We start from the raw sequence: 26,157 nt of genomic DNA on the forward strand, positions 1-26,157 counted from the left end.
TATTACGTCAGTTTCGTCTCGAAGGCGATGCGGTCCCCGCGATAGAGCGCACGGACCATCTCGATCGGACACCCGTTCGTGTCGAGTGAGCGGCGGATCAGTCGCAGCATCGGCATCGCTGTCGTCGTCTCCAGCAATGCGGCCTCGCGCGGCGAGGGCAGGACGGTTTCGATCCGCTCGACCGCGGAACCGAACTCGACCCCGGATTCCCGGATGGCCGCATACAGCGACGTCGACGGGTCGAATGTCTCGGTCAGCCCGCCGAACCTGTCCCGCGGCAGGTACGTGCTCTCCAGTCCGATGCGTTGGTCATCGGCGAGCAGCACTCGCTCGAGGTGCATCACGTCCTCTCCGGCCGAAATATCGAGCGCCTCAGCGATTTCCGCGTTCGCGACGATGTCCTCCCACGTCACGGCAAGCCTGCTCGGCACCCGGCCGTGGCCGGCAGAGGCCTCGGTGTACGAACCGAGTGCCAGCCGTTGGACGAGCTTCGGCCGCGACACCACGGTGCCTCTGCCGCGGCGTTCGATGCGTCCCTCAACGAGAAGCTCGTGTAGCGCCTGGCGGACGGTCTCTCGGGACACCCCGAACCGCATGGCCAACTCACGTTCGGGCGGCACTGCGTCACCCTCGTCGAGGTCGGCGAGAATGCCGTCGACGCCGGTGCGCACGAGGTACGGCTTCGACGGCTTGTGCGGCGTGGTCATGTGCGTGGCCGATGGCTATGCAGAACACGTTCCGCCACCTCGAGGACGGCCTCGATGGACAACCCCGCCGCGCGGGGGACCTTCGCGGCATCGTCATAGCGGCGCAACCGCAATGCATCCGCCCACCACGGGTGGCCGACGAATGCCGGGTCGACCGCAGCGCCGCCCTGGTGATGCAGCGAGTCGACCGAGACGTCCGACAGCGTCGCTGCGTACCCGGGTTCGGTGGACACGAGATACCGCTTGGCCGCCACGTGCGCGCCCGCCAACCAGCCGACTCGTGCACCGAACCGCGGTGTCAGCCAGGTGCGCGCCATCGTGTCGTGATGCCGCTGCCAGTCGTCGCCGAACAGCGGGCTGTGCCCCAGGTCGTGCAAGGCAGAGGCGAGTACGAGTTCGTCGTCGGCGCCGTCCTCGACCGCACGCGCGGCGGCCTGCAGCGCATGGTCGAGTTCGTCGACCGCGTCCTCGTCCCACACGTCGCGAAGAGATCGCAGTACGTCCTCGACTTCGGTGCGAATCGACACGGTGCTACTCTACCGGAGAATGGTCTATACCAATTCTTAACCTGTTGTTCCCCATGGCAATACCCGCCGGTCGATGGCTGGTCGCAGGGCGTGGGAAGGGTCGTCGGAATGCGCGTGACAATCGTCGGCGGCGGAATCCTCGGCACCGCGCACGCCCTCGAGGTGGTACGCCGCGGACACGAGGTCGTGCACCTGGAGCGCGAGACCGAAGCCAGGGGTGCGACGGTCCGCAACTTCGGTCTGGTCTGGATCTCCGGGCGCGCTCATGCAGAACTTGCGGTGACACTGCGATCCCGCGAGCTGTGGGAGCGACTCGGGCAGCAGATTCCGCGCATTGGTTTCCGCGCGGCTGGATCGTTGACGCTGCTTCGCACGCCCGGCGAAGTCGCCGTGGCCGAGCAGGCGGTGGCGCGCGCCGATGCCCAGAGCCGGGGCTTCTCGCTTTTCGACCAGGCCCAGGTGCGCGAGATCAACCCGGCTTTGCGCGGCAAATACCTTGCGGGCCTTTACTGTTCGCTTGACGCCGCCGTCGAGTCGCGTCAGGCGATGCCGGCGATGCGCGACTACATGGCCGCGACGGGCAGATACACGTTCTACCCCGGAACAGAGGCCAGGACCATTCAGAAAACGGCCGTCACCGATGACCGGGGGCAGCGTCACGAGGGCGATCTGGTGCTCGTCTGCGCCGGGGCCGCGCACAACGGCCTCGTCCGCGAGCTCGCAGGCGACCTGCCGGTGCGCCGCGTGCGGTTGCAGATGATGCAGACCGAGCCGTTGGAGGAGCCGCTCACGACGGCGATCGCCGACGGCGACAGCTTTCGCTACTACCCGGGCTTCGCGGGAGATGCGCTGGATGCGTTGCGCCGCAACGAACCCCAGGACGCCGTCGCCGAAGAGCACCACATGCAGCTGCTGTGCGTGCAGCGCCTGCACGGTGGGCTGACCATCGGCGACACCCACGAGTACACCGAACCGTTCGCATTCGACGTGACCGAAGCGCCCTACGCGTACCTCGTCGACGTCGTCGAGCAGTTCCTCGGCCGCCCGCTCCCGCCGATCCGACAGCGCTGGGCAGGTGTGTACAGCCAGTGCGTCGACCCCGACCAACTGGTCTGCCGGAATTCGCCCGAAGACGGCGTGTGGGTCGTCACCGGACCGGGTGGACGCGGTATGACGCTCGGCCCGGCTCTCGCCGAGCAGAGCGCCGACCTGATCGGCCTTTAACTACTTCAGCAGCGGATCGCGTGGCAGGCCGAGGATCCGTTCGGCGATCGTGTTCCTGGTGATCTCCGACGTGCCGCCCGCGATTGTCATGGCCCGGTTGCCCAGGTAGGCCAACGTCAGCGTCGGCGTCTGCCCGACGATGGCTGCCGAGCCCGCCAATTCCAGGCCCAGCTCGGTCATCCGCTGGCCGGCCTCGGCCAGCAGCAACTTCGTGACGTTGCCCTCCGGACCGGGCTCGGACCCGGCGATCGCGCGGGTTACGCGGCGCAGGTTCAACAGCCGCAGCGTGTGCGACTCGGCGATGACCTCACCCGCGCGGCGCACGTAGTACGCGGCGGTCTCGGCGGGCGCATTGTCGAGCAGCTTGATCAGATCGTCGGCGGAGAAGCCGCTGGTGCCGCCCGAACCGCCGCCGATCGACACGCGCTCGTTGCCGAGCGTCGCGCGCGCCACCAGCCAGCCTTTGTTCACATCGCCGACGACATCGGAGTCTGGGACGAAAACGTCGTCGAAGAACACCTCGTTGAAATGTGCGTGGCCGGTCATACCCTTCAGCGGATTGACTGTCACGCCTTCGGCTTTCATGTCGATCGCCATCATCGTCACACCGGCGTGCTTGGCAGCGTCGGGATCGGTGCGCACCGTCGCCAGACCCCACTGACACAGGTGAGCCAGGCTGGTCCAGACCTTCTGGCCGGTGACGCGCCACCCGCCGTCCACCTTCTTGGCCGACGTGCGCACCGCGGCGGCATCGCTGCCGGCGCCCGGCTCGGAGAACAGCTGGCACCACATGACCTCACCGCGCAGCACCGGTTCGACCCAGCGCTCTCGCTGGTCGTCGGTGCCCGCCTGGGAAATCGTCAGCGTCACCCATCCGGTGATGCCCATATCGGGTCGGTCGACACCGCTGAACTCCTCCTCGATGACCAGTTGCTCGAGGACGTCGGCGGCCCGGCCCCACGGCTTGGGCCAGTGCGGAACCAGATAACCGGAGTCGACGAGGAAGTCACGCTGCTTGTCGGCCGGCAGCCCGCGCAGCGTGGTGACGGCGTCGCGCGCCTGCTCGCGGTACTTCTCGGCTTCTTCGGGCAGCGTGAAAGAGGCACCGTGCGCCTGGCCGCTGCGCTGGCCCTCGACGACGTCGAGCAATGGATCGCCGGCCTCGGCCATCAACGCCGCCAGGGTGCGGGCCCGGCGCAGGTACAGGTGAGAGTCGTGCTCCCATGTGAAGCCAATGCCACCGTGCAACTGAATGTTGTTCTGGGAGTTGAAGACCTGGGTGCGGATTGCGTGCGATGCGGCGACCGCGGCGGCGAACCACGCGGTGTCCAGATCGTCGGCGCGCGCCGCGTCCCAGGTCGCGGCCGTGGTTTCCTCGGCGTTGACGAGCATGTTGGCGGCATGGTGCTTGACCGCCTGGAAGGTGCCGATGGTGCGGCCAAACTGCTCGCGGACCTTGGCGTACTCGACGGCCATCTCCAGACTCGCCCAGCTGACACCGACGGCTTCGGCGGACGCCAGGATCCGGAACACGGTGCGGGCCTTGCGGGCCGCGCCGCCCAGCACCCGGTCATCGGAAACGGTCACGTCGCGGAGCGCGACAGACCCGAGACTCCGGGTCGGATCCAGCGACTCCAACGCCGTCACGGTGACTCCGTCGGCCTCGGCATCGAACACGACGACGTCCTGACCTGCGATGACAACGAAAATGTCGGCATCTGGGGCGCCCAGGACCGCGGGGCTCTCGCCGGTGACAACCCCGTCGGATCCGATCGTCACGCTGCCCGACACGGCCAGCGCGCCGATTTTGCTGCCGTCGGCCAAACCCGGAAGCAATTCGGCGCGAAGGGAATCCGACGCGCAGCGGTCGATGACGACAGCGGCGGCAGCGCTCGCGAGGAACGGGCCGGGGCATAATTCGTGCCCCTGGGCCTCCAGCACCACTGCGAGTTCGGACAGCCCGAAGCCCGAGCCACCATATTCCTCGGAAATCGCCAGACCGATCCAGCCCTGGTCGGCCGCCGCTGACCAGAGCTGCGGCGGATGTGACGGTCCGCCGTCGAGGGTCGCCCGGGCGGCCGCCAGGCTCTTCACTCGGCTGAGCTGGCCAAACGCTGCGTCGGCAAGGTCTATGTGCTCTTCGGTGATCGCCAGGGCTGACTTACTCACGATGGGAATCCTCATTCACATTCGGGGCTGAATTTGACGCTCGTCACGCCACGCTAGCCTTCCGGTGCAGCTCAGCGTCTACGTGATCCGGGTCACAGATAACTTTCCGACCAGCAATCGGTAGACATCTCGCGAATGTTGTCGTTTGGAAGTTCTTCAGGGGGGTACAGTCGCGCCATGTCGCCACGACCGGAGACCCGGTACCCAGGACCGACGATGTGGACACGCGCCAAATGGTTGCTGAACGCAGGCCCGTCGGACTACATGATGGCGGCGAGTGTGGCGTCGGCGTCCCTCCCCGTCATCGGGAAACACCTTGAGCCTCTTGGCGCTGCCACCGCCATGGGCGTCTGGGGATACCGGCACCTTCCCGATTTTCTGAACGCGACGGCGAAGTCGTTGTTTAGCCCGGGCAACGCCGAGCAAAAGCGTGCCGAGCGCGACTGCACGCACACCGTGACCGCGGCGGCTCTGCGCGGGATCGTCAATGCCAAGGACCTCGACATCGAGTGGCCTGCACCAGAGAAGGCGCCGCCGCTGTGGAAGATGCGGGAACAGCGCCGCAGTGTGCATCGCACCTCGGTGCAGTACGGTCCGTTGCCGTCTCAGCTGCTCGATGTCTGGCGCCGGGAAGATCTGCCCGCCGAACCAGCGCCGGTGTTCATCTTCGTGCCAGGCGGCGCGTGGGTGCACGGCAGCCGCCTGCTGCAGGGCTACGCGCTCATGTCGCACTTGGCCGAACTCGGCTGGGTGTGTTTGTCCATCGATTACCGGGTCGCGCCACACCACACCTGGCCATCGCACATCACCGACGTCAAAACGGCGATCGCGTGGGCGCGCGCCAACGTCGACAAGTTCGGGGGCGACCGCAACTTCGTGACGATCGGCGGCACCTCGGCCGGTGGCCACCTGGCGGCACTCGCCGGCCTGACCCCGAACGATCCGGAGCTGCAGGCCGAACTGCCGGAAGGCTCGGACACTTCGGTTGAAGCCGTGATTCCCATCTACGGTCGCTACGACTGGGAGGACCGTTCGACTGTCGAACGGGTCCGGTTCGTCGACTTCCTGGAGCGGGTGGTCGTCAAGCGGAAGCTGGACAAGCATCGCGACGTCTTCCGCAAGGCGTCGCCGATTGCTCGTGTGCACTCCGACGCGCCCCCCTTCCTGGTCGTCCACGGCACCGGTGACAGCGTCATCCCCGTCGCGCAGGCGCGCAGCTTCGTCGAGGAACTGCGCGCGGTATCCCATTCCGTGGTGGGTTATGTCGAACTGCCTGGCGCGGGCCACGCGTTCGATATGATCGACGGCGCTCGCACAGGATCGATGTCGACCGCAATCGGGTTGTTCCTCAACCAGATTCACCGCAACCGGTCGCTGATCGGGGCGAAGAAGGTCATCTAGCTGCCCCGGGCAGGGAGGTAGCTTGTGAAGAGGCTCAGCGGGTGGGACGCTGTCTTGCTGTACAGCGAGACGCCGACGGTGCACATGCACACGCTCAAGCTCGCGGTGATCGACATCTCGGAGCTCAAAGGCCGGCAGTTCGGCATCGACGAGTTTCGCCAAGTGATCCATGGCCGCCTGCACAAGCTGGACCCGTTCTGTTATCAGCTCATCGACGTCCCGTTCAAATTCCACCATCCGATGTGGCGGGAGAACTGCGAGGTCGACCTCGAGTATCACGTCCGTCCGTACCGTGTGGACAGTCCGGGCGGTCGCCGCGAGCTCGACGACGCTGTCGGCCGGATCGCCAGCACCCCCCTCGATCGCACTCGTCCGCTGTGGGAGATGTACTTCATCGAGGGTTTGGCCAACGGCCGGATCGCGGTGCTCGGCAAGATCCATCACGCCCTCGCTGACGGTGTCGCGTCGGCGAATCTGCTGGCCCGCGGGATGGATCTGCAGCAGGGCCCGCAGAGCGACCGAGACTCGTACGCATGCGAGCCTCCACCGACCAAGGGTGAACTGTTGCGGTCGGCGTTCGCCGACCACATGCGGCATATTGCGAGCTTCCCGGGCGTCGTGGGCTATACCGCGAAGGGGCTGCGACGGGTACGTCAGAGCTCACGCAAGCTCTCACCTGAGCTGACCCGCCCGTTCACCCCGCCGCCGTCGTTCATGAACCACCGTGTCGACGCGCTGCGCAGGTTCGCCACCACCACACTCGCGCTCGCCGACGTCAAGGAAACCGCCAAACACCTCAACGTCACGATCAACGACATGGTGCTCGCGATGTCGGCGGGTGCCCTGCGCAAGCTGTCGCTCAAATACGATGGCAAGGCCGATCATCCGCTATTGGCTTCTGTGCCAGTGAGTTTCGATTTCTCACAGGACCGCATCTCCGGCAACCGCTTCAGCGGCGTCATGATGGTGGTGCCGATCGAGCTCGACGATCCGTTGGAGCGGGTCCAGGCTGTACACGATGCGGCGGTGAACGCCAAGGAAACCCATCACCTCATGGGCCCGGAGCTGGTGAGCAGGTGGTCTGCCTACTTTCCGCCGGGCCCCGCGGAGAAGTTGTTCCACTGGCTGGCGGACAAAGACGGCCAGAACAAAGTGCTCAACATCCCGATCTCGAATGTGCCCGGGCCGCGGGAACCCGGCCGCGTCGGCGGTGCGCTGGTTACCGAGATCTACTCCGTCGGCCCGCTCACCACCGGCAGCGGTCTGAACATCACGGTGTGGAGTTACGTCGATCAACTCAACGTGTCGGTGCTCTCCGACGGAGCCACCCTGCTGGATCCGCACGAGTTGACCGACGCGATGGTGGATGCGTTCGTCGAAATCCGGCGTGCCGGTGGACTTTCCGATCAGCTGACAGTGGTCGAAACCGCTATGTCTTGATCGTCGGCTCAGCCGACGGACTTGACGGCCGGTTCGGCCTCGACTTTGCGCTTGGCGTGCACCCACGAGAGGAACTCTTCGACCGCGCGCGCCGTGTAGTGCGCACGTGGCGACCCGTAGTAGAAGTCGAACGCGTGCTGCGCGTGCGGGATCTCCGCGTAGGCGACAGTGGACGCCGAGACCTCGCGCAAAGCTTCGGCGAACTCGCGGCCCTCGCCCACCGGGATAATGGAGTCGTCCTGACCGTGCAGAATGAAAAACGGTGGGGCATCGGCACGTAACCGGTTGATCGAGGACGCGTCGAGGTAAGTCTGCCGGTTCTGCACGAACGGCTTCTTCACCACGAACTTCTGCAGGAACGCGATGAATTCCTTGCGGCCCGAACCCTGGGACGTGAACCAGTCATAGCGGCCGTAGATCGGCACCGCCGCGACAACGGAGGTGTCGACATCCTCGAAGCCCGGCTGCCACTGCGGATCGTTCGGCGTCAGCGCAGCCAGTGACGACAGGTGGCCACCGGCCGAACCTCCTGTCACCGCAATGAAATCCGGGTCACCGCCGTAGTCGGCGATGTTCTCCCTGATCCACGCGATGGCACGCTTCACGTCGACGATGTGGTCGGGCCAGGTGTTTCTCGGGCTCACGCGGTAGTCGATCGACAAGCACACCCAGCCGCGCTCGGCCATATGGCTCAGCAGGGCATAGGACTGTGGCCGTCGCATGCCGATGGCCCATGCCCCACCGGGCACCTGCAGCAGTACGGGTGCCTTACCGTCGCGTGGCAGGTCGGCACGGCGCCAGATGTCGGCGCGGTTCGCGCGACCGTGCGGACCATACTGCACCGTGCCGGCTTTTTCGACGTAACGCCTGCGGACCAGGTCGGTCGGCCACACGCCGACCCGGGTCCGCCGTCGCCGCACCGGTTGCGACTCGGCTGCGATCTGCGCGTAATCGTCGCCGAGCGCCTTGCGCAGCGGGTCTTCGAAGTGTGGTTCCGACGCCACGTTGCGGCGGTGGATGAGGTAGAGCAGACCCCACGCGATTGCCGTGAGCACCAACGCGATCCGGCCCTTGGACCCCCGGAAGTCGCCACGCAGGCCGCGGCGCAGCGCGTCGAGCATCGAGACACCCATGTACACCGGCGACATCTCCGACGTCGGCCAGCCGAACGCGAACACCGGAATGGTGGGGTAGCCCTCACGGGCGATGGGCTGTACGCCGTTGGCGGCGTTGACGAGTTCTGCGACCGCGCGCAGCAACGTATAGCGACGCTTACTCATTGAAGACCTTGATAGCCACCTGACCGGGTTTCAAACCCGCTCAGCCCAGTATCGGAAGCCGGCGTTCGTCGGCAAGTTCGTCCAGTGCCCGCTGCATCACATGCCGCACGTGCGCGTCGATCTCGTCGATATCGGGATCCTCGCCGAACTCGGCGACGAGGTCGATCGGCGGCAGCACCTTCATCACGATCTTCGACGGCAGCGGGATGTTCGGCGGCACGACCAGGGACAGCCCGAACGGGAAACCGAACGAAACCGGCACGATCTTGGTGCGCGCCAGGCGGGCAATCGGCCCGAGACGCTTGGCCAGCCACGTCCCACGCGTGAGGAAGATCTGCGTCTCCTGGCCGCCGATCCCCACCGCGGGCACGATCGGCACCCCGGCGTTGAGCGCGGCCTTGACGTAGCCCGTACGGCCGCCGAAGTCGATCACGTTCTCGGTGAACGTCGGGCGGTACACGTCGTAGTCGCCGCCCGGGAACACCACCACCAGGCCGCCCGAGCGCAGCGCTTCGTCGGCGTTGGCGTGGTTGGCGCTGATGTAGCCGATCTTCTTGAAGAAGTCGCCCGTCGGTCCCACCGACAGCATGTCGTGGCTGAGCGTGTAGAGCGGGCGGTCATAACCGTGATGGTCGTAGAAGTCGGCGGCGAGAATCGGGACGTCCATCGGCAGCATGCCGCCCGAGTGGTTGCAGACCAGGAGCGCGCCGCCGGCCGGGATGTTCTCCAACCCGCGCGTTTCCGATCGGAAGTACCGCTTGAGGAAGGGCCGCATGATCCCCATGACGCGTTCGGTCAGGCCCGGATCCCACTTGGTGAGCTCCGACGGTTCGGTGTCGCTCGAGGCCACGGGTCCCCCTGGGGTTGGGAATTAGAACGTGTTCTAGTTTACCGCAGTGGGCGGTGATGGCCCAATGAACGAGATCAGGGTAACTCGGGATGCCCGCTGTCCGTCAGCCCCGGACCGTTACGATCACCGGCGTGAGTGATAACAGCGAGCAAGCAGTCCTGGTCGAGCAGCGCGACCGGATTTTGATCATCACCATCAACCGCCCGCAGGCCAAGAACGCGGTGAACGCCGACGTCAGCCGCGGTCTGGCCGATGCGATGGACCGTCTCGACGGAGACGCCGGGCTGTCGGTCGGGGTGCTGACCGGAGCTGGCGGATCCTTTTCCGCGGGGATGGACCTCAAAGCCTTCGCGCGCGGCGAGAACGTCGTGGTCGAGGGTCGCGGCATGGGCTTCACCGAGAAACCCCCCGCCAAGCCGTTGATCGCGGCGGTGGAAGGTTACTGCCTGGCCGGTGGCTGCGAGCTGGCGCTGGCCACCGATCTGATCGTGGCGTCGAACGAGTCGGCGTTCGGCATCCCCGAGGTCAAGCGCGGCCTGGTCGCGGGCGGCGGCGGACTGTTGCGGCTGCCGCAGCGCATCCCGCCGGCCGTCGCCATGGAACTGGCGTTGACGGGTGAGAACCTGCCCGCCACCCGCGCCAAGGAGCTCGGCCTGGTCAATGTGCTCGCCGAGCCGGGGCAGGCACTCGACGCGGCGATTGCGCTCGCGGAGAAGATCACCGCGAACGGGCCGCTGGCCGTGGCCGCGACGAAGCGGATCATCGTCGAGTCGCGCAGCTGGGGCCCCGAGGAGATGTGGTCCAACCAGATCAACATCCTGGCGCCGGTCTTCATGTCCAACGACGCCAAAGAGGGTGCGATCGCGTTCGCGGAGAAGCGCGCGCCCAAGTGGACAGGCACCTGACAGACACCAACCGTTGACCTCAACTGTCGTTGAGGTCGCACCATGGTGTCGTGACTGATCTGGACGCCTACTTCCGTCGCATCAACTACACCGGACCCGCGACGGCCACGCTTGACACGCTGCGCGCCCTCGTCGCGGCGCACAACGGCGCGATCCCGTTCGAGAATCTCGACCCTTTGATGGGAATTCCCGTCGCTGATCTCGGCGAGGCGGCGTTGTTCGACAAGCTCGTGGCGCGGCGACGCGGCGGCTACTGCTACGAGCAGAACGGCGTCATGGGATATGCGCTCGCGGAGTTGGGTTTCGGGGTGCAGCGCCTCGGTGCGCGCGTGGTGTGGATGAACGACTCCGATGACTTGCCCGCGCAGACGCACGAGGCGCTGTCGGTGACGGTGCCCGGCGACGACGGACCGTGGCTCGTCGACGTCGGATTCGGGGGGCAGACGCTGTCGTCACCCATTCGGCTCGAGGTCGACACCGTGCAGCCGACGCGGCACGAGCCGTATCGCATTCTCGCCGACGGTGACGGATACGCGCTGCAGGCGCAGATCCGCGGAGGCTGGCAAGCGCTGTACAGGTTCACCACGCGACCGCAGCCGCAAATCGACCGTGAGGTCGGAAGTTGGTATGTCTCAACGTATCCCCACTCGACGTTCGTCGTCGGGCTGTCGGTTGCGCTGCTCACCGAGGACGCCCGCTGGAATCTGCGGGGCCGCAATCTGGCGATCCACAGCGGCGGCGACACCGAGCGCATCCGGTTCGCGACGGCCGCCGACGTGCTGAACGCGCTGACCGATCGATTCGGGATCGACCTGACCGACCTCGGCGACCGGGTGGACGTCGAGGCACGCGTCAATGCGGTTCTGGACAGCTGACGACGACCTGCCACGGGTCGTCGGCGGCAAGTGCGATCCGGCCGAGCCGCCGCGCGTAGTGCATGGTGGTGCCGAACTCGTCGATCCAACTGCGCGCCCGCATGGTGAACAGCCACAGCCGGTGCTCGACGGTGACACCGATAGCACCGTGCAATTGGTGGGCGATCCTGGTCACCGACTCGACGGCGCGGCCGGCGGCGACCTTCGCCACCGTCACCGCGTAATCGGTTGCCGCGCTGTCGAACCCGAAGTCGACGGCGGCAGTGACGGCCAGGTCGGTGGCGGCGCGGACACGTTCGATCTCACCGGCCATCTCGGCCAGCGAGTGCTGCACCGCCTGGAACTTGGACAGCGGACGGCCGAACTGAACCCGCTCGCTGGTGTGCGCCACTGTCAGGTCGCGCGCGGCATCCAATGCGCCGATCACCTGTACGCAACGTGCCCACGCACCGCGGCGGGTGAACTCGTCGGCGATGGCGTCGTCGAGCTTGCCGCGCGCCTCGAACTCGAACTCGAAGGTGCCGCGAGGCTCGCCGGCAAGGTTGTGGCTCGTCGCGGTCGGTTCAGCGGTGACCAGATCGACGTACACACCGTCGGCAGTTCGCGCGGCGACCACAACGGGTGCCGAGTCCGCCCACGGCACATCACGAGCGGTTCCCTTGACGGTGCCGCTGTGCAGATCGGCATCGGCCAGCACGGCGGTCAGCGGTCCACTATCCGGGACCGGCTGGTCGACCCTGCCAGCGAGAAACATTGCCAGCAAGTCGGTTTCGGCGATCGGCACCGCTGCGGCATTTCGCGCCAAGCCGGTCAACAGTGTCGCCGCTTCCGCGGGCCCGGCGTCCTCGGTGGAGGTCAACCGGCTCAGCCCGGTCTCCTCCAGCATGCTCCACAGCTGTTCGTCGAACACGTCGGGGAAAGCCGGCCTGCCCTGCCGGGCTTCCAGTGAGCGCGCACCGACGTCGGCGACGAGTTGTTCCAGTTCGTTCACCGCACACCCAATCCTCGAGCCACCACACCCCGCAGCACCTCGTTGGTGCCGCCTCGCAGGGTGAACAGCGGTGAATGCAGCCGCGCGGTATCCAACAGCTCATGAAGGCGCGCGGCCTCCGGTGTCCGACGGTCCAACCGGTCGAGCAGGTCGGCGACCAACTCCACGGAGTCCTGCTCGAAGCGCGTGCCGAGATCCTTGACGAGCGCGGCCCGGGTGGCGGCGTCCTCGCCTCCAGCCAGCGCGCGGGCCACCGAGATCGACAGCTGCCGAAGCGAAATCATCCTGGCGACAAGGTCGCCCACCGCGGCGGCGGTCCCGTCGTCGGCATCGTCGGGCAGGGCCCGGATGGCGTCGCGGATCAAGGTGACCGTCGACAGGATGCGTTCGGGTCCGCTGCGTTCGAAGCCGAGCTCGGAGGTGACCTGCCGCCACCCGTCGCCGATGTTGCCCAGCACGTCGGAATCGGGGACGAACACGTCGTCGAACGTCACCTCGTTGAAATGGTGTTCGCCACCCATCTGCACGATCGGGTCGATCGTGATCCCCGGTGAATCGAGCGCGATGAAGAACTGGCTGAACCCCGCGTGCCGGTGCTCGGGATCGAGCGGGCTCGTGCGAGCCAGCACGACGATCCGCTGCGCGAGATGTGCGCCGCTGGTCCACACCTTGGTGCCGCTGATCTTCCAGCCGCCGTCGACCTGGTTCGCTCGCGTCTTGACCGCGGCGAGGTCGGACCCCGCGTCGTGTTCACTCATTCCGATCGCCGCGTGCAGCCGACCCGCGGCGATGACCGGTAGGAATTCGGAGCGCTGTTCGTCGCTGCCGTACGACAACAACGAGGGCGCGAACTGACGGTCGGCGAACCAGTGCGCGGCGACCGGTGCGCCGTGGGCCAGGAGTTCCTCGGTCACCACATAGCGGTGCAGATGACCGAGGCCGCGTCCGCCGTACTCGGTGGGGATGGTCAGGCCGACGAACCCCGCGTCGGCCAGCCGGGCCGAGAAATCGGCGTCCCACCTGGCCAGCCAGGAGTCGATGGCGGGCTCCCAGCCGAACTTCTCGCTATCGGCAGCGAGAAAGTCCCGGATGGCGGTCCGTATCTCGGCCAGCTCCGCGTCATTGGCACACAGCGCATCGAATTCAGTCACTGGCTATGACACTAGAGCGTGGCGCCGCAGCAGGAATTGTCATGTCCTCCGAGTGGGCTCGGAGACGATACTCAATCACCGTGAGCGAGCCATCCCACCGTGACCGACTTCGCGAACTGCTCGACGCGGTCGTCGACGCCGACAACACCGACGTCAGCGATATGGCGCGCAGCAGTTATGCATCGGAGTTCCACTTCTCCCGGGAGGTGCGGCGGCTGACGGGGGAGTCGCCCGCCGCGCTGCGGCGCCGCATCATGCTCGAGCGTGCGGCGTGGCGTCTGCACCGGGGCGAGTCGGTGTCCGCGGTGGCCGCCGATGAGGGCTGGTCGTCGGCCGAGGTGTTCTCCCGCGCGTTCAGCCGCACCTTCGGCACACCGCCGTCACGGGCGGCCGAGATCGGATTCCGACTGCCCGCACCGAACGGGCTGCACTTCCATCCCCCGCACTCGCTCTGGCTCGACAGTGACGAAAAGCCCGATGGGTCAGGACAACCCGACATCTCGGCCTTGATGGTGGCTCATGACGTCGCCGACACCGCCTACCTCATCGACCTGGCGGGCGCTCTGACCAAAGAGCAGTGGGCAGACGATATTTCGCCGGGACAGCAGGTGCTCGAGTGGGACGGCCCCGAACCCAGCGTCGGCGCGGTGCTCGGTGCCATTGTGTGGACCAAACAGGTGTGGCTGGCGACGATCGAAGGCCGCGACTTTCCCGAACGGGCCGCGACACAACCCGATTCCTGCACTGCCGCACAGTTGGCCGATCATCACGCCGATATCGCAAAGCACTGGAGCGCAATGGTTTCGGAGTACTCGGCGGCCGGGCGACTGGGTGACACGGTCATCGACGCGCTATGCGATCCGCCGGAGTCGTTTCAGCTCTACGGCATCGTCGCCCATGTGCTGACCTTCTCCGCGCATCGCCGCGGACTTGCCAGGGCGATGCTCGCCCACCACGGGATTCACACCGGACACGGTGATCCGCTCGAATGGATGACCAGAGCTCGCGAAAGGTAAAGCATGGCAACTGTCTACTACACCGCATCCAGCCTGGACGGCTACATCGTCGACGAGTCCGGCAGCCTCGACTGGCTGACCTCCCGCGAGATCGATCCCGACGGCCCGTTCGGGTATGACGAGTTCATCAAATCCATTGGCGCACTGGTGATGGGATCGGCGACCTACGAGTGGCTGCTGCGCAATCAGCCCGGCGAGTGGCCCTACGATCAGCCGTCATGGGTGATGACCCACCGTCCCCAGATCATCGTCGAGGGACATCCGGTGCAGACGTTCGACGGCGATGTGCGCCGGCTGCATTCGACATTGGTGACGGCTGCGGCGGGCAAGGATGTGTGGGTGATGGGCGGCGGCGACGTGGCCGCGCAATTCGCGGCCGCGGGTCTCATCGACGAGATGATCGTCAGTTACACACCATGCTCGTTGGGCGGCGGATCTCCGGTGCTGCCGATTCGGTCGGAGTGGGCTCTGGTGGAGGCAGGCGTCAACGGTGAGTTCGTGTGTGCTCGGTGGAGGGCAGCCCATAGCGCTGGACGAATTCCCTTGACTTGATCAGGAATTCGAGCTGGGAGGCGACGTCCTTCAGCGGATCGACACTACGCGTCGACCTGCACAACACGACGCCGCCCTCCAGGGATGCGATGCACATGATCGCCAAGGAGGAAGCGTCGAGTTCCGTGAAGCCGTCGGAAACGAAGGCGCGGGTGAGCGCGTCGCGCCAAAGGCTGAAGATGCGGCCCGCGACGGTCGTGAGTTGGGGTTCTTCGTCGGCTGAGCCGATCGCGGCCGCGACAACCGGACAACCCGCGGAGAAATTGCTCTCGGCGAGCAGTTCCTCCCAGAACACGACGAATTTTCTGACCAGGTACATGCCGCCGTTCGCAGCGGCGTCGTCGATGACCTCGGTGATGGCCTCGCCGGCGTACTGCAGCGCCTCGGTGAGGATCTGGTTTCTGCCGTCGGGGAAGTGGTGATAGACCGAACCGCGGGGCGCGCCGCTTCGGGCCAGCACCTCGTCGATCGTCACGCCTGCGGCGCCCCGTTCACGCAGCACCTCGGCGGCGCTGACCAACATCGCAGTGCGAGTGGATCCGCGCTTGGTGGGCTTGGTGGCGATGGGAGACAGAACAAACCTCCGACGGTGAGATCAGGCGGCGCGTGTCTGCGGGAGTTGCGACTGACGCCACCCGAAGCTGCGCGAACTCAAACGGATGAACGGTCGCCGGGCGCGCACTTCGTGAACGAATCGACGGCCAGCGACGTTGATCTCAACGACCCACATGGCGTGCCTCCCTGCCTATGACGAGCATCATAAAACAGACAACACACGAACGCGAGAATTGTATTCCGCGTCACAGCCAGTGTTCGGTAAATAGCAGGTGAACTCGAGTATAGCCTGGCCGGCGGGGTCACGCAAGGAAAATCAACGGTATCGACAACTATGGTCCAGTGCATAATCCCGCAACGCGGCAGCATGCTCCCGGCTGGCTTGCACTGCTGAAGCCAGCCGGGTCCGCAAAACCTCGATCAGTCCTCGGGTGTGTAGCCGAACGGCAGCAGGATGCTCTTGGGCTCGACGTACGCCTCGATGCCCTCGGGGCCGTTCTCGCGGCCGACGCCGGAGTTCTTGTAGCCGCCGAACGGGGCGCAGGGATCGAACGCGTACATGTTGACCGCGTAGGTGCCGGTGCGGATCTTGTTGGCGATCTCGACCGCCTTCTTGTTGTCCGTCGTCCACACGCTGCCGGCAAGGCCGTACACCGAATCGTTGGCGATGCGGATGGCGTCCTCTTCGGTCTCGTAGGGGATCACCGCCAGCACGGGTCCGAAGATCTCCTCCTGCGCGATCGTCATCGAGTTGTCGACGTCGGCGAACACCGTCGGCTGGACGAACCAGCCGCTGTCCAGGCCCTCGGGACGGCCGCCGCCGGTGACGATGCGCGCACCCTCCTCGACGCCCTTCTTGATGTAGCCCTCGACGCGCTCACGCTGCTTCTCGGAGATCAGCGGGCCGATCGCGGCGTTCGGATCGTCGGGCAGACCGACCGGCATCGCGGAGATGAAGTTCGCGATCTTCTCGACGACCTCGTCGTACCGCGAGCGCGGCGCCAGGATGCGGGTCTGCGCGACACACGCCTGTCCGCTGTTCATCACGCCGGAGAACCCGAGCATCGGAAGCGTCGAGTCCAGGTCCGCGTCCTCGAGGATGATGGCGGCCGACTTGCCGCCGAGCTCCAGCGTGCACGGCTTGAGCTTCTCGGCGGCGATCTTGGCGATCTCCTTGCCGACCGCGGAGCTGCCGGTGAACGTGAACTTGTCCAGCTCGGGGTTCGACGTCAGCGCGCGACCGGTGTCCGGGCCGCCGGGCACGATCGACAGCACACCTTCGGGAAGGCCGGCCTCGGCGAAGATCTCGGCCATCGCGAACACCGAAAGCGGCGTCTCCGCGGCGGGCTTGAGTACGACGGTGCAGCCCGCGAGGAAGGCCGGGCCCAGCTTGTTGGCCGCGAGGAAGAACGGCACGTTCCACGCGGTCACGGCGCCGACGACACCGATGGGCTCGCGCACGACCAGCGTCTGGCCGTAGACGCCGTCGCGGATGTCTTTCCAGTGGAACTTGTCGGCTGCGCCGGCGTAGTACTGGAACGCCGACATGGCGGCGCCGTACTGCATCATCTCGACGATCGTCTGCGGCTGACCGGTTTCGGCGGCGAGCAGGTACTTGAGCTCGTCGGCACGATCTTCCATGCCCTTGATGGCGGCGGCGAGGATCGCGGCACGCTCCTGCGGCTTCATGTGCGGCCACGGGCCTTCGTCGAAGGCCTTGCGTGCGGCCGCGCACGCGGCGTTGACGTCGGCTTCGGTCGCCAACGGCACCTTGCCCACCACCTCGCCGGTGGCGGGTGAGCGCACCTCGATGACCTCCGATGAGGCCGGCTCGACCCATTTGCCGCCGATGAAGAGCTTGTCCCACTCGGTTTTGAAAGCGACGGTCTGTGTCATGACCGTCACACTACCTACGAACCCGAGAAAGTAGAACCTGTTGCAATCGGTGGCCTCAAGACCAGCACCACATTGCTGACTCCGAACTCGCGCAGCACCGGAACCCGCACCATCCACCACGCCCATCGCGGGTGGTAGCGAGGGAATGCGGTAACCAAGGCACCGGTGGCGCTCGCCCACTGCAGTCCGTCAGCAACCGAGACCGCGAACAGTGACGAGCCGTAGTTGTTCTTCGGCGGATGGCCGTGCTTTCGCATGTAGCGCCTGGCGGCGCGTAGCCCGCCGAGGTAGTGCCACAGCCCGGTTTCGTGTCCGCCGAACGGGCCGAGCCACACCGTGTACGACAGGACGACCAGCCCGCTGGGCTTGGTGACGCGCAGCATCTCACTGCCGAGCCGCCACGGGTCGGCAACATGTTCGGCGACGTTGGAGGACAGGCAGACGTCGACGCTGTCGTCGTCGAACGGCAGTGCGGTGCCCGACGCCCGCACGTAACGGGCGGTGCCGTCGTTCTCGGCAGGTCCGCCGTGCATTTCGGCAGGGTCGGGTTCGACGCCGATGTAGGTGAAGCCCGCGCGCGCGAAGGCCGCGGCGAAGTAACCCGGTCCGCCGCCGACGTCGAGCAGAGTGTGACCGGCTGGCGCGGCGCGATGCTCGGACCGCCACAGATCGGTGATCATCGCGGCGGTGTCGTCGGCGAGCGCGCCATAGAACCGGGCCGGATCGGGCTGCTCGAACCGGAACTCGCCCAGTAGTCGCACCGACCTCCGCAGCGTCGCCCGGCGGGCGAAGAGGTCGGTCACGGGCATCCAAGGAACAGTAGCCAGCGTTTAGGGTGGACGGGATGTCTGACCGAGGTGTTCGCTCCGTGCTGCTGTTGTGCTGGCGCGATACCGGGCACCCCCAGGGCGGCGGCAGCGAGACCTACCTGCAGCGCATCGGCGCGCAACTGGCCGCGTCGGGCGTCGACGTGACGCTGCGGACCGCGCGCTATCCCGGATCGGCGCGACGCGAGATCGTCGACGGGGTGCGCGTGAGCCGCGGCGGTGGTTCCTACTCCATCTACGTTTGGGCGGGGCTGTCGATGGTGCTGGCCCGCATCGGGCTCGGCCCGCTGCGCAAGGTCCGACCCGATGTGGTGATCGACTCGCAGAACGGGATCCCGTTCCTGGCGCGGCTGGCCTACGGCCGTCGCGTCGCGGTCCTCGTGCACCACTGCCATCGCGAGCAGTGGCCCGTCGCCGGGCCGATGATGGGGCGCTTCGGCTGGTTCGTCGAATCGAGGCTGTCGCCGTGGCTCCATCGTCGCAATCAGTACGTCACGGTCTCGCTGCCGTCGGCGCGGGATCTGGCGGCGCTCGGTGTGCACCCCGGCCGAATCGCCGTTGTGCGCAACGGTCTCGACGAGGCGCCAGCGGACTCGCTGACCGCTCCGCGGTCGGCGACGCCGAGAGCGGTGGTGCTCTCCCGCCTGGTTCCGCACAAGCAGATCGAGGACGCGCTGGAGGCAATCGCTCAACTGCGTCCCCGAGTTCCGGATGTGCACCTGGACGTCCTCGGTGGCGGCTGGTGGGATCAGCGTCTGGTCGAACACGCCGAATTGCTCGGCATCTCCGATGCGGTGACTTTCCACGGCCACGTCGACGAGGACACCAAACACGATGTGCTGCAGCGCTCTTGGGTTCATGTGCTGCCGTCGCGCAAAGAAGGTTGGGCGCTGGCCGTGATCGAGGCCGGCCAGCACGGCGTGCCCACCGTCGGCTACCGGTCCTCGGGCGGACTGACCGATTCGATCGTCGACGGGGTCACCGGCCTACTTGTCGACGATCACGACGGCCTTGTCGACGGGCTCCTTCGGCTGCTGACCGATTCCGTGCTGCGCGAACAACTGGGTGCCAAGGCCGCGGTCCGCAGCGGAGAGTTCTCCTGGCGGCAGAGCACCGACGCGATGCGCACCGTGCTCGAGGCCGTCAACGCCGGCACGTCCGTCAGCGGCGTCGTCTAACGCCCCACGCGCGAGAGATCAACCCCACCAATCCGCCGAGGAGCAGCGCCAGCCACGCGAGATGCGCGGCCAGCACGACACCGCGACCCGGCGCCTCAGGTACGTCACCGCCAGTGCGGTAGAGCGTGATGTCGTCGTCGTGATAGGCGACCGGCAGCGCCAAAGCATGTGTCGCACCGCTGGATTCGACGACCACCCAGCCAACACCGGCGTCGGCCAGCTTCTCGCGATCAGCACCGTCCAACAACAGCTGCTGCACAGCGCGGGCGCGTTCACCTTCACCGGGGACCGTCCGGCCGCCGATCGTCAGGTCGCCCGTCGACAGCACATCCGCGCGCACCCACCGTGGCAGCGGGTCGAGCGCCGGCGCATCGCCCGCCCATTCGAAGCGGCGCATGCTGTCGACCGGTAGGACCGCAACCGGACGCGGGTCGTCGTTGATGATCGCCGCGGCCCTCGCCCAACCGGCCGGGTACACCACCGGAGCGACCTGGCCGCCCACGCCCCACGCCAGATCGGGCAGCGTGGCGATCAGCGCCGCGCAGCAGACCAACGCGGTCGCCGCAGCCGGAAGTCCCGAAAGTTTCTGTCGCAGAGGGACGACCGCGGCCGCACCCGCGAGCGCGTAGCCGGGAACCGCCAGCGCCACCCACTTCTGCGCGTCGCGCAGCACACCGAGACCGGGCAGCGTTCGCACCGTCGCCTCGACCGCCGCCAAACCCGGGCCGGTCGCCATCAACGCAGGTACGACCACGGCGAGCGCTGCCAGGCACAACAGCGGCACGGCCGCCCGGCTGCGGATCGCCACCGGCAATCCCAGCGCCACGATGCCGAGCAGGACGATCGCCGCGACGACGGCGAAAAGCGTTGTGCGCGATGCGGGTACGGCCTCGCTGTTCCAGATCCCACCGAGGCTGGCCAGCGTCGCGAGTGTGCCGAGCCCGGGTTCGGCGCGCGCCGCAAACGCCGCGACTCCCTCAGCCTGCGACGGTGCCAGCGAACTCGCCACCACCGCGGCCGTCAGCCACGGCAGCGCCGCGACCAGAGCCGCACCCAACGCCACGGCCGCGCACCGCCACCGTCGCCAACCGGCTCCCGGTGCGAACACACACGCCACCGCCACGCTGGCGGCGAGCATCAGCCCCGTCGGCGTCAACCCGGCCAGCGCGATCCAGAACACCAGCGCGCCCACGTCGGCCCACCCTGCTTCCGGTTCGCGCAGCCGCAACATCGCGGCGGCCACCCAGGGCAGACAGCCATACCCGACGATCAAGCTCCAGTGCCCCTGCAGCAGACGCTCGGCGACATACGGGTTCCAGATCGCGAGCGTCGTCGCGACGAACTGTCCCGCCATCCCCGAGTCGGGCACGACCACTCCCGCCAACCGCGCCGCACCCCACCCGGCGAGCCACAGTCCGACGATCAGCAGCAGCTTGACCGCCACCCCGCCATCGATCACCGACGACAGCAGCACCACCGCGAAATCCTGGGGCAGCGCCCGCGGCGCGGCTTCGGCGAGCCCCAGCGCGGTATCCGAAAGATAGGAGCGCGGCGTGGACACCGCATCGCGAAGCAGCAGATAGCCCGGCGCGAACAGCGGGGCCGTCACGGCCAGGGACAGCACCAGCGCGTAGGCCGGGGCAATCAGCGATCGCGCCCGTGCAGGCGCCGTGAAACGCGCGGTCAGACCGGTCTGTCCGGCGGCAGATCGGTCGGTTTCTGCGCGGGTAGCTTCTCGGTCTTGGCCTCGGCCCCCGGCACTTTGATCCCCTGGGTGTCGAAGAAGCTGTGATCGGCCTCGTCGAGTCCGGGATCGATGAGCGCGGACTCCGCCCGCAAGCTGAACGATCCCAACAGCGCGCCGCCGACCAGCGACACTAGACCGATGGCGATGAACGTGATGGGCAGGATGCGGCCCCACAGCCCCACCCGGTCGCGCTCATTTCGTGCGCTGGCAACTTGGGTTTCGATGGTCTCCTCGTTGTAGGCGACCTTGAAATCGACGAAGGTCACCTCGGGCTTGAGCGGATCACGCGCGTAGTAGTGGTAGCCGTGGTCTTCCTTCTTCACGATGGTGCCCGACACCGGATCGACCCAGAACGTGCGCTGCGCGGCGTAGTAGCGCGACATGGTGATCCGCTCGTCGGGTTCCCCGGGGACACCCCACATCGCGGCGGAAGCGGTGACCTCGCTGTCGGCGTCGTCGTCGAGAAGTGAGGAGTACTTGATCGGTTCGACGAGCTTGTCGTCGGAGTCGTAGCCGACGTTCTGACTGAAGCGGTAGGTGGTCAACCCGTTGACGTCTTCCTCGCCGTCGTAGTTGGCGTCGAACGGCTTCTGCGCGATCGGGTCGAAGACGGGGTACGTCCGCTTCTCGGTGTCGAACGGGAATCGGTAGGTCAAGCCTTCGTGCGGCAGCGCGATGTTGGTGGGCGGCTGGTCATCGTCGATGGATCGCGGCTTCTGGACCGCGCCGCCGGGATTGCTTTCGCTGGACACCGCCTCTGCCGTCTCGCGGTTGAGCGTGACGGTGTCGACCATCGCGAGCAGCAGGCCCTCGTCCTGCTGCTTGTCGGTGCGGCGCAGCGTGCTGCCGACCTGCAGTGTCACCACGTCCGCGTTCGACGGTGCCTCGACGGAGATCTGCTCCTGCAGCGCCAGCGGCACGTCGCGGTCGATGACGAACTTCTCGCGGTTCAACGAGGCGGGGTCGAACGCCGTCCCGGTGCCGTCACTGATCAGCGTCGAGTCCAGGTTCAGCGGAACCTTCGCGATCTTCCCGTGGGTATACGTGGACAGCAACAGCGCGGCAATCAACAAGCCAGCGCCCAGCCCCATGATGCCGCAAGCCGCAATACGGAGCGCCACTGCGCGGTTCAAACCGTGCCTCCTTCACCTGCGGGCTTCCCGCAAACCCGTTCGACCCTAACAGCAGAGATTAAGTTGGATGTTTACTCCGAGTGCAGCCAACCCCGAGCCGCCCGAGTACCCGTATTCAGCGACTTTCCCTCCGCGCGGCACACTGTTTGTCGTGACGGAACGCACTACCGACTCTGCCGTCGGCGGAACGCGGGGCTTCTTGCCCGCCGTCGAGGGGATGCGGGCCTGCGCGGCGGTCGGCGTCGTCGTCACCCATGTGGCGTTCCAGACCGGCCACACCGGCGGGATCACCGGCCGGTTCTTCGGCAGGTTCGACCTCGCGGTCGCGGTGTTCTTCGCGCTTTCGGGCTTCCTGTTGTGGCGCGGCCACGCCGCCGCGGCCCGCGGTCTGCGACCGAAGCCGCCGACGGGTCACTATCTGCGATCGCGCATCGTGCGCATCATGCCCGGCTACCTGGTTGCGGTCGTGGTGATCCTGACACTGCTGCCGGAGGCCAAGGCCGATCTGACGGTCTGGCTGGCCAACCTGTCGTTGACCCAGATATATGTGCCGCTGACCCTGACCGCCGGCCTCACCCAGATGTGGAGCCTGTCGGTCGAGGTCGCGTTCTATCTGGCACTGCCGTTTCTGGCGCTGCTGGCGCGACGCGTGCCGGCGCGCGCCCGGATACCGGGCATCGCGGCGACGGCGGTGGCGAGCTTCGCGTGGGCGCTGCTCCCGATCTCCGCGCCCTACGGCGTGAACCCGCTGAACTGGCCGCCCGCGTTCTTCTCCTGGTTCGCGGCAGGGATGCTGCTCGCCGAGCTGACCGTGACGCCCGTCGGGTGGGCGCACCGGCTCGCCAGGAAGCGGGTGCTGATGGCCGGTATCGCGGTGGTGGCGTTCGCGGTGGCCGCGTCACCGCTGGCCGGTCCGGAAGGACTGACGCCGGGCACCGTCAGCCAGTTCGTCGTGAAGACCGCGATGGGTGCAATCGTCGCCGGTGCGCTGATCGCCCCGCTGGTGCTGGACCGGCCCGATACCCCACACCGGCTGTTGGGCAGCCCGACGATGGTGACGTTGGGCCGATGGTCGTACGGCCTGTTCGTCTGGCACCTGGCGGCACTGGCGATGGTGTTCCCCGTCATCGGCGAGTTCGCGTTCAACGGACACATGCCGATCGTGCTGGTGCTGACGGTAGGGTTCGGGTTCGCGATCGCGGCGGTCAGTTACGCGCTGGTCGAGTCGCCCTGTCGAAACGCGTTGCGGCGCTGGGAGCGACGAAACGATCCCACGCCGTTGGACAGTTCGGTCACGGACGAACCCGAGCCTGCAATCGCGCGATGACCTCGTCGCGGACCGCCGACCGCCGCGCCTTTCCGGCATCGTCGCGCAAGGGGGTATCGCTGAACTCCACTTCGCGGGGCAGCTTGTAGCCGTCCAGACGGTCCGACAGGAACTCGATGACCGTCGCCTCGTCGAGCCCGTCGGCCTGCACGATTGCGTGCGGCACCTGCCCCAGGTCCTCGTGCGGCACGCCGACCACCAAGCAGGACAACACATCCGGGTGCGCCGAGAGCGCCGACTCGATCTCGGCAGGGTAGACGTTGCGCCCACCGACGGTGAACATGTCCACCCGGCGGTCATTCAGATAGAGGAAGCCGTCCTCGTCGAAATATCCCAGATCGCCCAGCGAGTCCCAGCCGTCGCGCTGTTTCGCGGTGGCGCCGACATACCGATAGGTCGGTGAGCTTCCCGGTGGAGGACGCATGTAGATCTCGCCGCTCACCCCGGGCGGGCATTCGTTGCCGTCGTCGTCGAGCACCTTCATCTCGCCGGCGACCACCACGCCGACCGACCCCGGATGGGACAGCCATTGGTCGCCGGAGATGAACGTCAGCGCCTGTAACTCGGTGCCGCCGTACAGTTCCCACACTGCGTCTGGTCCGAGGATGTCGATCCACGCCTGTTTGACCGACGGTGGACACGGTGCGGCCACGTGCCACAGCCGCCGGATCGAGGACAGGTCGTAGGAGTCGGGGTCTGCGCGATATACCGGGAGGAGGCGCTGCATGACCGTGGGAACTGTGGAGAGGAAGCTGACGCGGTGTTCGGTGACCAGCCGCAGGAATTCGTGCGCATCGAACCGCGGCATCACCACGAGGTGATGACCCTGCACGAGCCCGATCGCCATCGTCGTGAAACCGGTGTTGTGGGTCAACGGCACCGACATCAGGTTGACATCACCGTCCGCCGAACCCATCACGTAGCCGGCCAGCGGTGAGAAACGGCTGTCGATACCCGCCTCGATGAGTTTAGGTCGTCCGGTGCTGCCGCCCGAGGCCATGGCTTTCAGCACGGGCGAGACGATCTCTGGAAGAGCATCGTCGGAGAGTGCCGCATCCGGTGTGAAATCCGCTGCGACGCTGGTCGATACCCCGTTCGGATCATTGCGACCGACGATGAGCTTCGGTGGCCGCAGCTCCAACAGAGCGGCCAACTCGGCATCGGGCATCCGCGCCGAGAGCGGCTGCGGAATTCCGCCCAGCTTCCAGATGGCCAGCACGGCCTGGACGAACTCGATGGAGTTCGGCAGTACGGTGACGACGTAATCGCCCTGTCCGACACCGAGTTCGGCGTAGGCCCGCGCGAGCCGGTTGGTCGACGCGTCGAGTTCGCGACGTGTGACCGTGCGGCCCATGCAGGTGACCGCGGGCGCGTCGGGCTCTGCTTCGGCGAGGGCGGAGAACTGCGTCGGAATGGGTGGAACGTCAGCCATCAGTAGGCGCCCTGGGCTTCGAAGATCCGGCGCGGGTTGTCGACGAGCATCGTGGTGAGCTGTTCGTCGGTGACACCCCGTTTCTTCAAGGCCGGTATCACGTCGTTGTGGATGTGCAGGTAATTCCAATTCGGCATCACCACCGACACCATGTCCTCGGGCAGCCAGTCCATGAGGCAGGCGGCATCGTGGGAGAGCACCGTCTTGTCGGCGTGGCCGCGCTCGCACATCTTGGCGACGGTGTCGACGCGCTCTTCGAACCCGAGGAACACGTCGACACCGAAGCGGTCCATCCCGATGTAGGAGCCCGCCTCGATGAGCGCGGTGAGGTAGTCGAGATCGGTGCTGTCGCCCGAGTGGCCAATGACCACGCGGGACAGGTCCACGCCCTCCTCGGCGAAGATCCGCTGCTGCTCGAGTCCGCGCCGGGTGGCCGCGTGCGTGTGCGTCGAGATCGGCACGCCCGTCTGCCGGTGCGCCTGCGCCACCGCGCGCAACACCCGCTCCACACCCGGTGTCACGCCAGGCTCATCGGTGGCGCACTTCAGGATTGCGGCCTTGATGTCGGTGCCCGCGATGCCCTTCTCGATGTCGTTGACGAACATCTCGACCATCGGCTCGCCGAGCGGAGTGTCCGGCCCGCTGAAGTGGAAGTACATCGGCACGTCGTTGTAGGTGTAGACGCCGGTCGCGACGACGATGTTGAGGTCGGTCTGGGCGGCGATGCGTGCGATGCGTGGGATGTAGCGGCCGAGACCGATCACCGTGAGGTCGACGATGCTGTCGACGCCCCGTGCTTTCAGTTCGTTCAACCGCGCGACCGCGTCGGCCTCGCGTTTGGCCTCGTCGCCCCAGACCTCGGGGAAGTTGTTGTGGATTTCCGGGGACAGCACGAAGACGTGTTCGTGCATGAGCGTGACGCCCAGATCGGTCGTGATGATCTCGCCCCGGGCGGTATTCAGCTGCGGCACATA

At 66.7% G+C, this 26,157-nt stretch carries 23 protein-coding genes; 9 read left to right on the forward strand and 14 right to left on the reverse strand.

The annotated features are described in order from the left end of the window. Positions 1-2: 2 nt before the first annotated feature. Both ACIA48_RS03535 and ACIA48_RS03540 read right to left on the reverse strand, forming a co-directional pair. Positions 3-707, reverse strand: coding sequence for a GntR family transcriptional regulator (locus ACIA48_RS03535; RefSeq protein ID WP_396727651.1), 705 nt, complete (start codon positions 705-707; stop codon positions 3-5). Then, positions 704-1,234, reverse strand: a complete 531-nt coding sequence (locus ACIA48_RS03540; RefSeq protein ID WP_396727653.1) for an HD family phosphohydrolase — start codon at positions 1,232-1,234, stop codon at positions 704-706. Before ACIA48_RS03540 ends, ACIA48_RS03535 begins: the two co-directional genes overlap by 4 nt. A 108-nt stretch (positions 1,235-1,342) precedes the next feature. On the opposite strand from ACIA48_RS03540, the gene ACIA48_RS03545 reads away from it, so the two are divergent. Continuing rightward, positions 1,343-2,458: a TIGR03364 family FAD-dependent oxidoreductase gene (locus ACIA48_RS03545; RefSeq protein WP_396727655.1), complete on the forward strand. Its 1,116-nt coding sequence runs from the start codon at positions 1,343-1,345 to the stop codon at positions 2,456-2,458. Here ACIA48_RS03545 and ACIA48_RS03550 read toward each other — a convergent pair whose 3' ends face one another. After that, positions 2,459-4,627 carry an acyl-CoA dehydrogenase gene (locus ACIA48_RS03550; protein WP_396727657.1) on the reverse strand — a complete coding sequence of 723 codons (2,169 nt, stop codon included), beginning with the start codon at positions 4,625-4,627 and terminating at the stop codon, positions 2,459-2,461. A gap of 177 nt (positions 4,628-4,804) precedes the next feature. Between ACIA48_RS03550 and ACIA48_RS03555 the strand changes: the two genes are divergently transcribed. Next, positions 4,805-6,028, forward strand: a complete 1,224-nt coding sequence (locus ACIA48_RS03555; RefSeq protein WP_396727659.1) for an alpha/beta hydrolase fold domain-containing protein — start codon at positions 4,805-4,807, stop codon at positions 6,026-6,028. A gap of 24 nt (positions 6,029-6,052) precedes the next feature. Beyond that, positions 6,053-7,468: a wax ester/triacylglycerol synthase family O-acyltransferase gene (locus ACIA48_RS03560; RefSeq protein WP_396727661.1), complete on the forward strand. Its 1,416-nt coding sequence runs from the start codon at positions 6,053-6,055 to the stop codon at positions 7,466-7,468. A gap of 8 nt (positions 7,469-7,476) precedes the next feature. Here the strand turns inward: ACIA48_RS03560 and ACIA48_RS03565 are convergent, their stop codons facing one another. Continuing rightward, on the reverse strand, positions 7,477-8,748 hold the full coding sequence (locus ACIA48_RS03565) for an alpha/beta hydrolase (RefSeq protein ID WP_396727663.1): 1,272 nt from the start codon (positions 8,746-8,748) through the stop codon (positions 7,477-7,479). A 40-nt stretch (positions 8,749-8,788) separates the two neighbouring features. Continuing rightward, entirely contained in the window at positions 8,789-9,598 is an 810-nt protein-coding gene (locus ACIA48_RS03570) for a lysophospholipid acyltransferase family protein (protein ID WP_396727665.1), read from the reverse strand. A gap of 89 nt (positions 9,599-9,687) precedes the next feature. Here ACIA48_RS03570 and ACIA48_RS03575 point away from each other — a divergent pair, with 89 nt between their 5' ends. Then, positions 9,688-10,503 (forward strand): crotonase/enoyl-CoA hydratase family protein, encoded by an 816-nt coding sequence (locus ACIA48_RS03575; RefSeq protein ID WP_396727667.1) that lies wholly within the window; start codon positions 9,688-9,690, stop codon positions 10,501-10,503. Between the two features lie 50 nt (positions 10,504-10,553). After that, on the forward strand, positions 10,554-11,378 hold the full coding sequence (locus ACIA48_RS03580) for an arylamine N-acetyltransferase (RefSeq protein WP_396727669.1): 825 nt from the start codon (positions 10,554-10,556) through the stop codon (positions 11,376-11,378). Here ACIA48_RS03580 and ACIA48_RS03585 read toward each other — a convergent pair. Beyond that, positions 11,356-12,369, reverse strand: a complete 1,014-nt coding sequence (locus ACIA48_RS03585; protein WP_396727671.1) for an acyl-CoA dehydrogenase family protein — start codon at positions 12,367-12,369, stop codon at positions 11,356-11,358. The two genes, ACIA48_RS03580 and ACIA48_RS03585, sit on opposite strands and share 23 nt — an antisense overlap. Then, complete coding sequence (locus ACIA48_RS03590; RefSeq protein ID WP_396727673.1) at positions 12,366-13,520, reverse strand: acyl-CoA dehydrogenase family protein; 1,155 nt, start codon at positions 13,518-13,520, stop codon at positions 12,366-12,368. The genes ACIA48_RS03585 and ACIA48_RS03590 overlap by 4 nt, the downstream gene beginning before the upstream one ends. Positions 13,521-13,561: 41 nt before the next feature. On the opposite strand from ACIA48_RS03590, the gene ACIA48_RS03595 reads away from it, so the two are divergent. Continuing rightward, entirely contained in the window at positions 13,562-14,536 is a 975-nt protein-coding gene (locus ACIA48_RS03595) for a helix-turn-helix domain-containing protein (RefSeq protein WP_396727675.1), read from the forward strand. Between the two features lie 3 nt (positions 14,537-14,539). Next, entirely contained in the window at positions 14,540-15,088 is a 549-nt protein-coding gene (locus tag ACIA48_RS03600; RefSeq protein ID WP_396727677.1) for a dihydrofolate reductase family protein, read from the forward strand. On the opposite strand, the gene ACIA48_RS03605 is transcribed toward ACIA48_RS03600, so the two are convergent. The 3 genes from ACIA48_RS03605 to ACIA48_RS03615 form a co-directional block, all read right to left on the reverse strand. Then, a complete protein-coding gene (locus ACIA48_RS03605) occupies positions 15,021-15,611 on the reverse strand; it encodes a TetR/AcrR family transcriptional regulator (RefSeq protein WP_396727679.1) in 591 nt (196 codons plus the stop codon). The two genes, ACIA48_RS03600 and ACIA48_RS03605, sit on opposite strands and share 68 nt — an antisense overlap. 452 nt (positions 15,612-16,063) lie before the next feature. Next, the gene (locus ACIA48_RS03610) at positions 16,064-17,539 is read right to left on the reverse strand and encodes an aldehyde dehydrogenase (protein ID WP_396727681.1); all 1,476 of its coding nucleotides are present in this window, start codon (positions 17,537-17,539) and stop codon (positions 16,064-16,066) included. Between the two features lie 14 nt (positions 17,540-17,553). Continuing rightward, entirely contained in the window at positions 17,554-18,348 is a 795-nt protein-coding gene (locus ACIA48_RS03615; protein WP_396727683.1) for a class I SAM-dependent methyltransferase, read from the reverse strand. Between the two features lie 35 nt (positions 18,349-18,383). Here ACIA48_RS03615 and ACIA48_RS03620 point away from each other — a divergent pair, with 35 nt between their 5' ends. Next, positions 18,384-19,544, forward strand: a complete 1,161-nt coding sequence (locus ACIA48_RS03620; RefSeq protein ID WP_396727685.1) for a glycosyltransferase family 4 protein — start codon at positions 18,384-18,386, stop codon at positions 19,542-19,544. Here ACIA48_RS03620 and ACIA48_RS03625 read toward each other — a convergent pair. Then, a complete protein-coding gene (locus tag ACIA48_RS03625) occupies positions 19,528-21,189 on the reverse strand; it encodes a hypothetical protein (protein WP_396728491.1) in 1,662 nt (553 codons plus the stop codon). The genes ACIA48_RS03620 and ACIA48_RS03625 overlap by 17 nt on opposite strands. Positions 21,190-21,227: 38 nt before the next feature. After that, on the reverse strand, positions 21,228-22,424 hold the full coding sequence (locus ACIA48_RS03630) for a DUF3068 domain-containing protein (RefSeq protein ID WP_396727687.1): 1,197 nt from the start codon (positions 22,422-22,424) through the stop codon (positions 21,228-21,230). Positions 22,425-22,641: 217 nt separating this feature from the next. Between ACIA48_RS03630 and ACIA48_RS03635 the strand changes: the two genes are divergently transcribed. Next, a complete protein-coding gene (locus ACIA48_RS03635; RefSeq protein ID WP_396728492.1) occupies positions 22,642-23,751 on the forward strand; it encodes an acyltransferase family protein in 1,110 nt (369 codons plus the stop codon). Here the strand turns inward: ACIA48_RS03635 and ACIA48_RS03640 are convergent. Both ACIA48_RS03640 and ACIA48_RS03645 read right to left on the reverse strand, forming a co-directional pair. After that, the gene (locus ACIA48_RS03640; RefSeq protein WP_396727689.1) at positions 23,717-25,183 is read right to left on the reverse strand and encodes an AMP-binding protein; all 1,467 of its coding nucleotides are present in this window, start codon (positions 25,181-25,183) and stop codon (positions 23,717-23,719) included. The two genes, ACIA48_RS03635 and ACIA48_RS03640, sit on opposite strands and share 35 nt — an antisense overlap. Further along, complete coding sequence (locus tag ACIA48_RS03645) at positions 25,183-26,154, reverse strand: phosphotriesterase (RefSeq protein WP_396727691.1); 972 nt, start codon at positions 26,152-26,154, stop codon at positions 25,183-25,185. The genes ACIA48_RS03640 and ACIA48_RS03645 overlap by 1 nt, the downstream gene beginning before the upstream one ends. Positions 26,155-26,157 lie beyond the last annotated feature (3 nt).

The sequence above is a fragment of the Mycobacterium sp. NPDC051804 genome, from assembly GCF_044452905.1.
In the GTDB taxonomy this organism is placed as follows: domain Bacteria; phylum Actinomycetota; class Actinomycetes; order Mycobacteriales; family Mycobacteriaceae; genus Mycobacterium.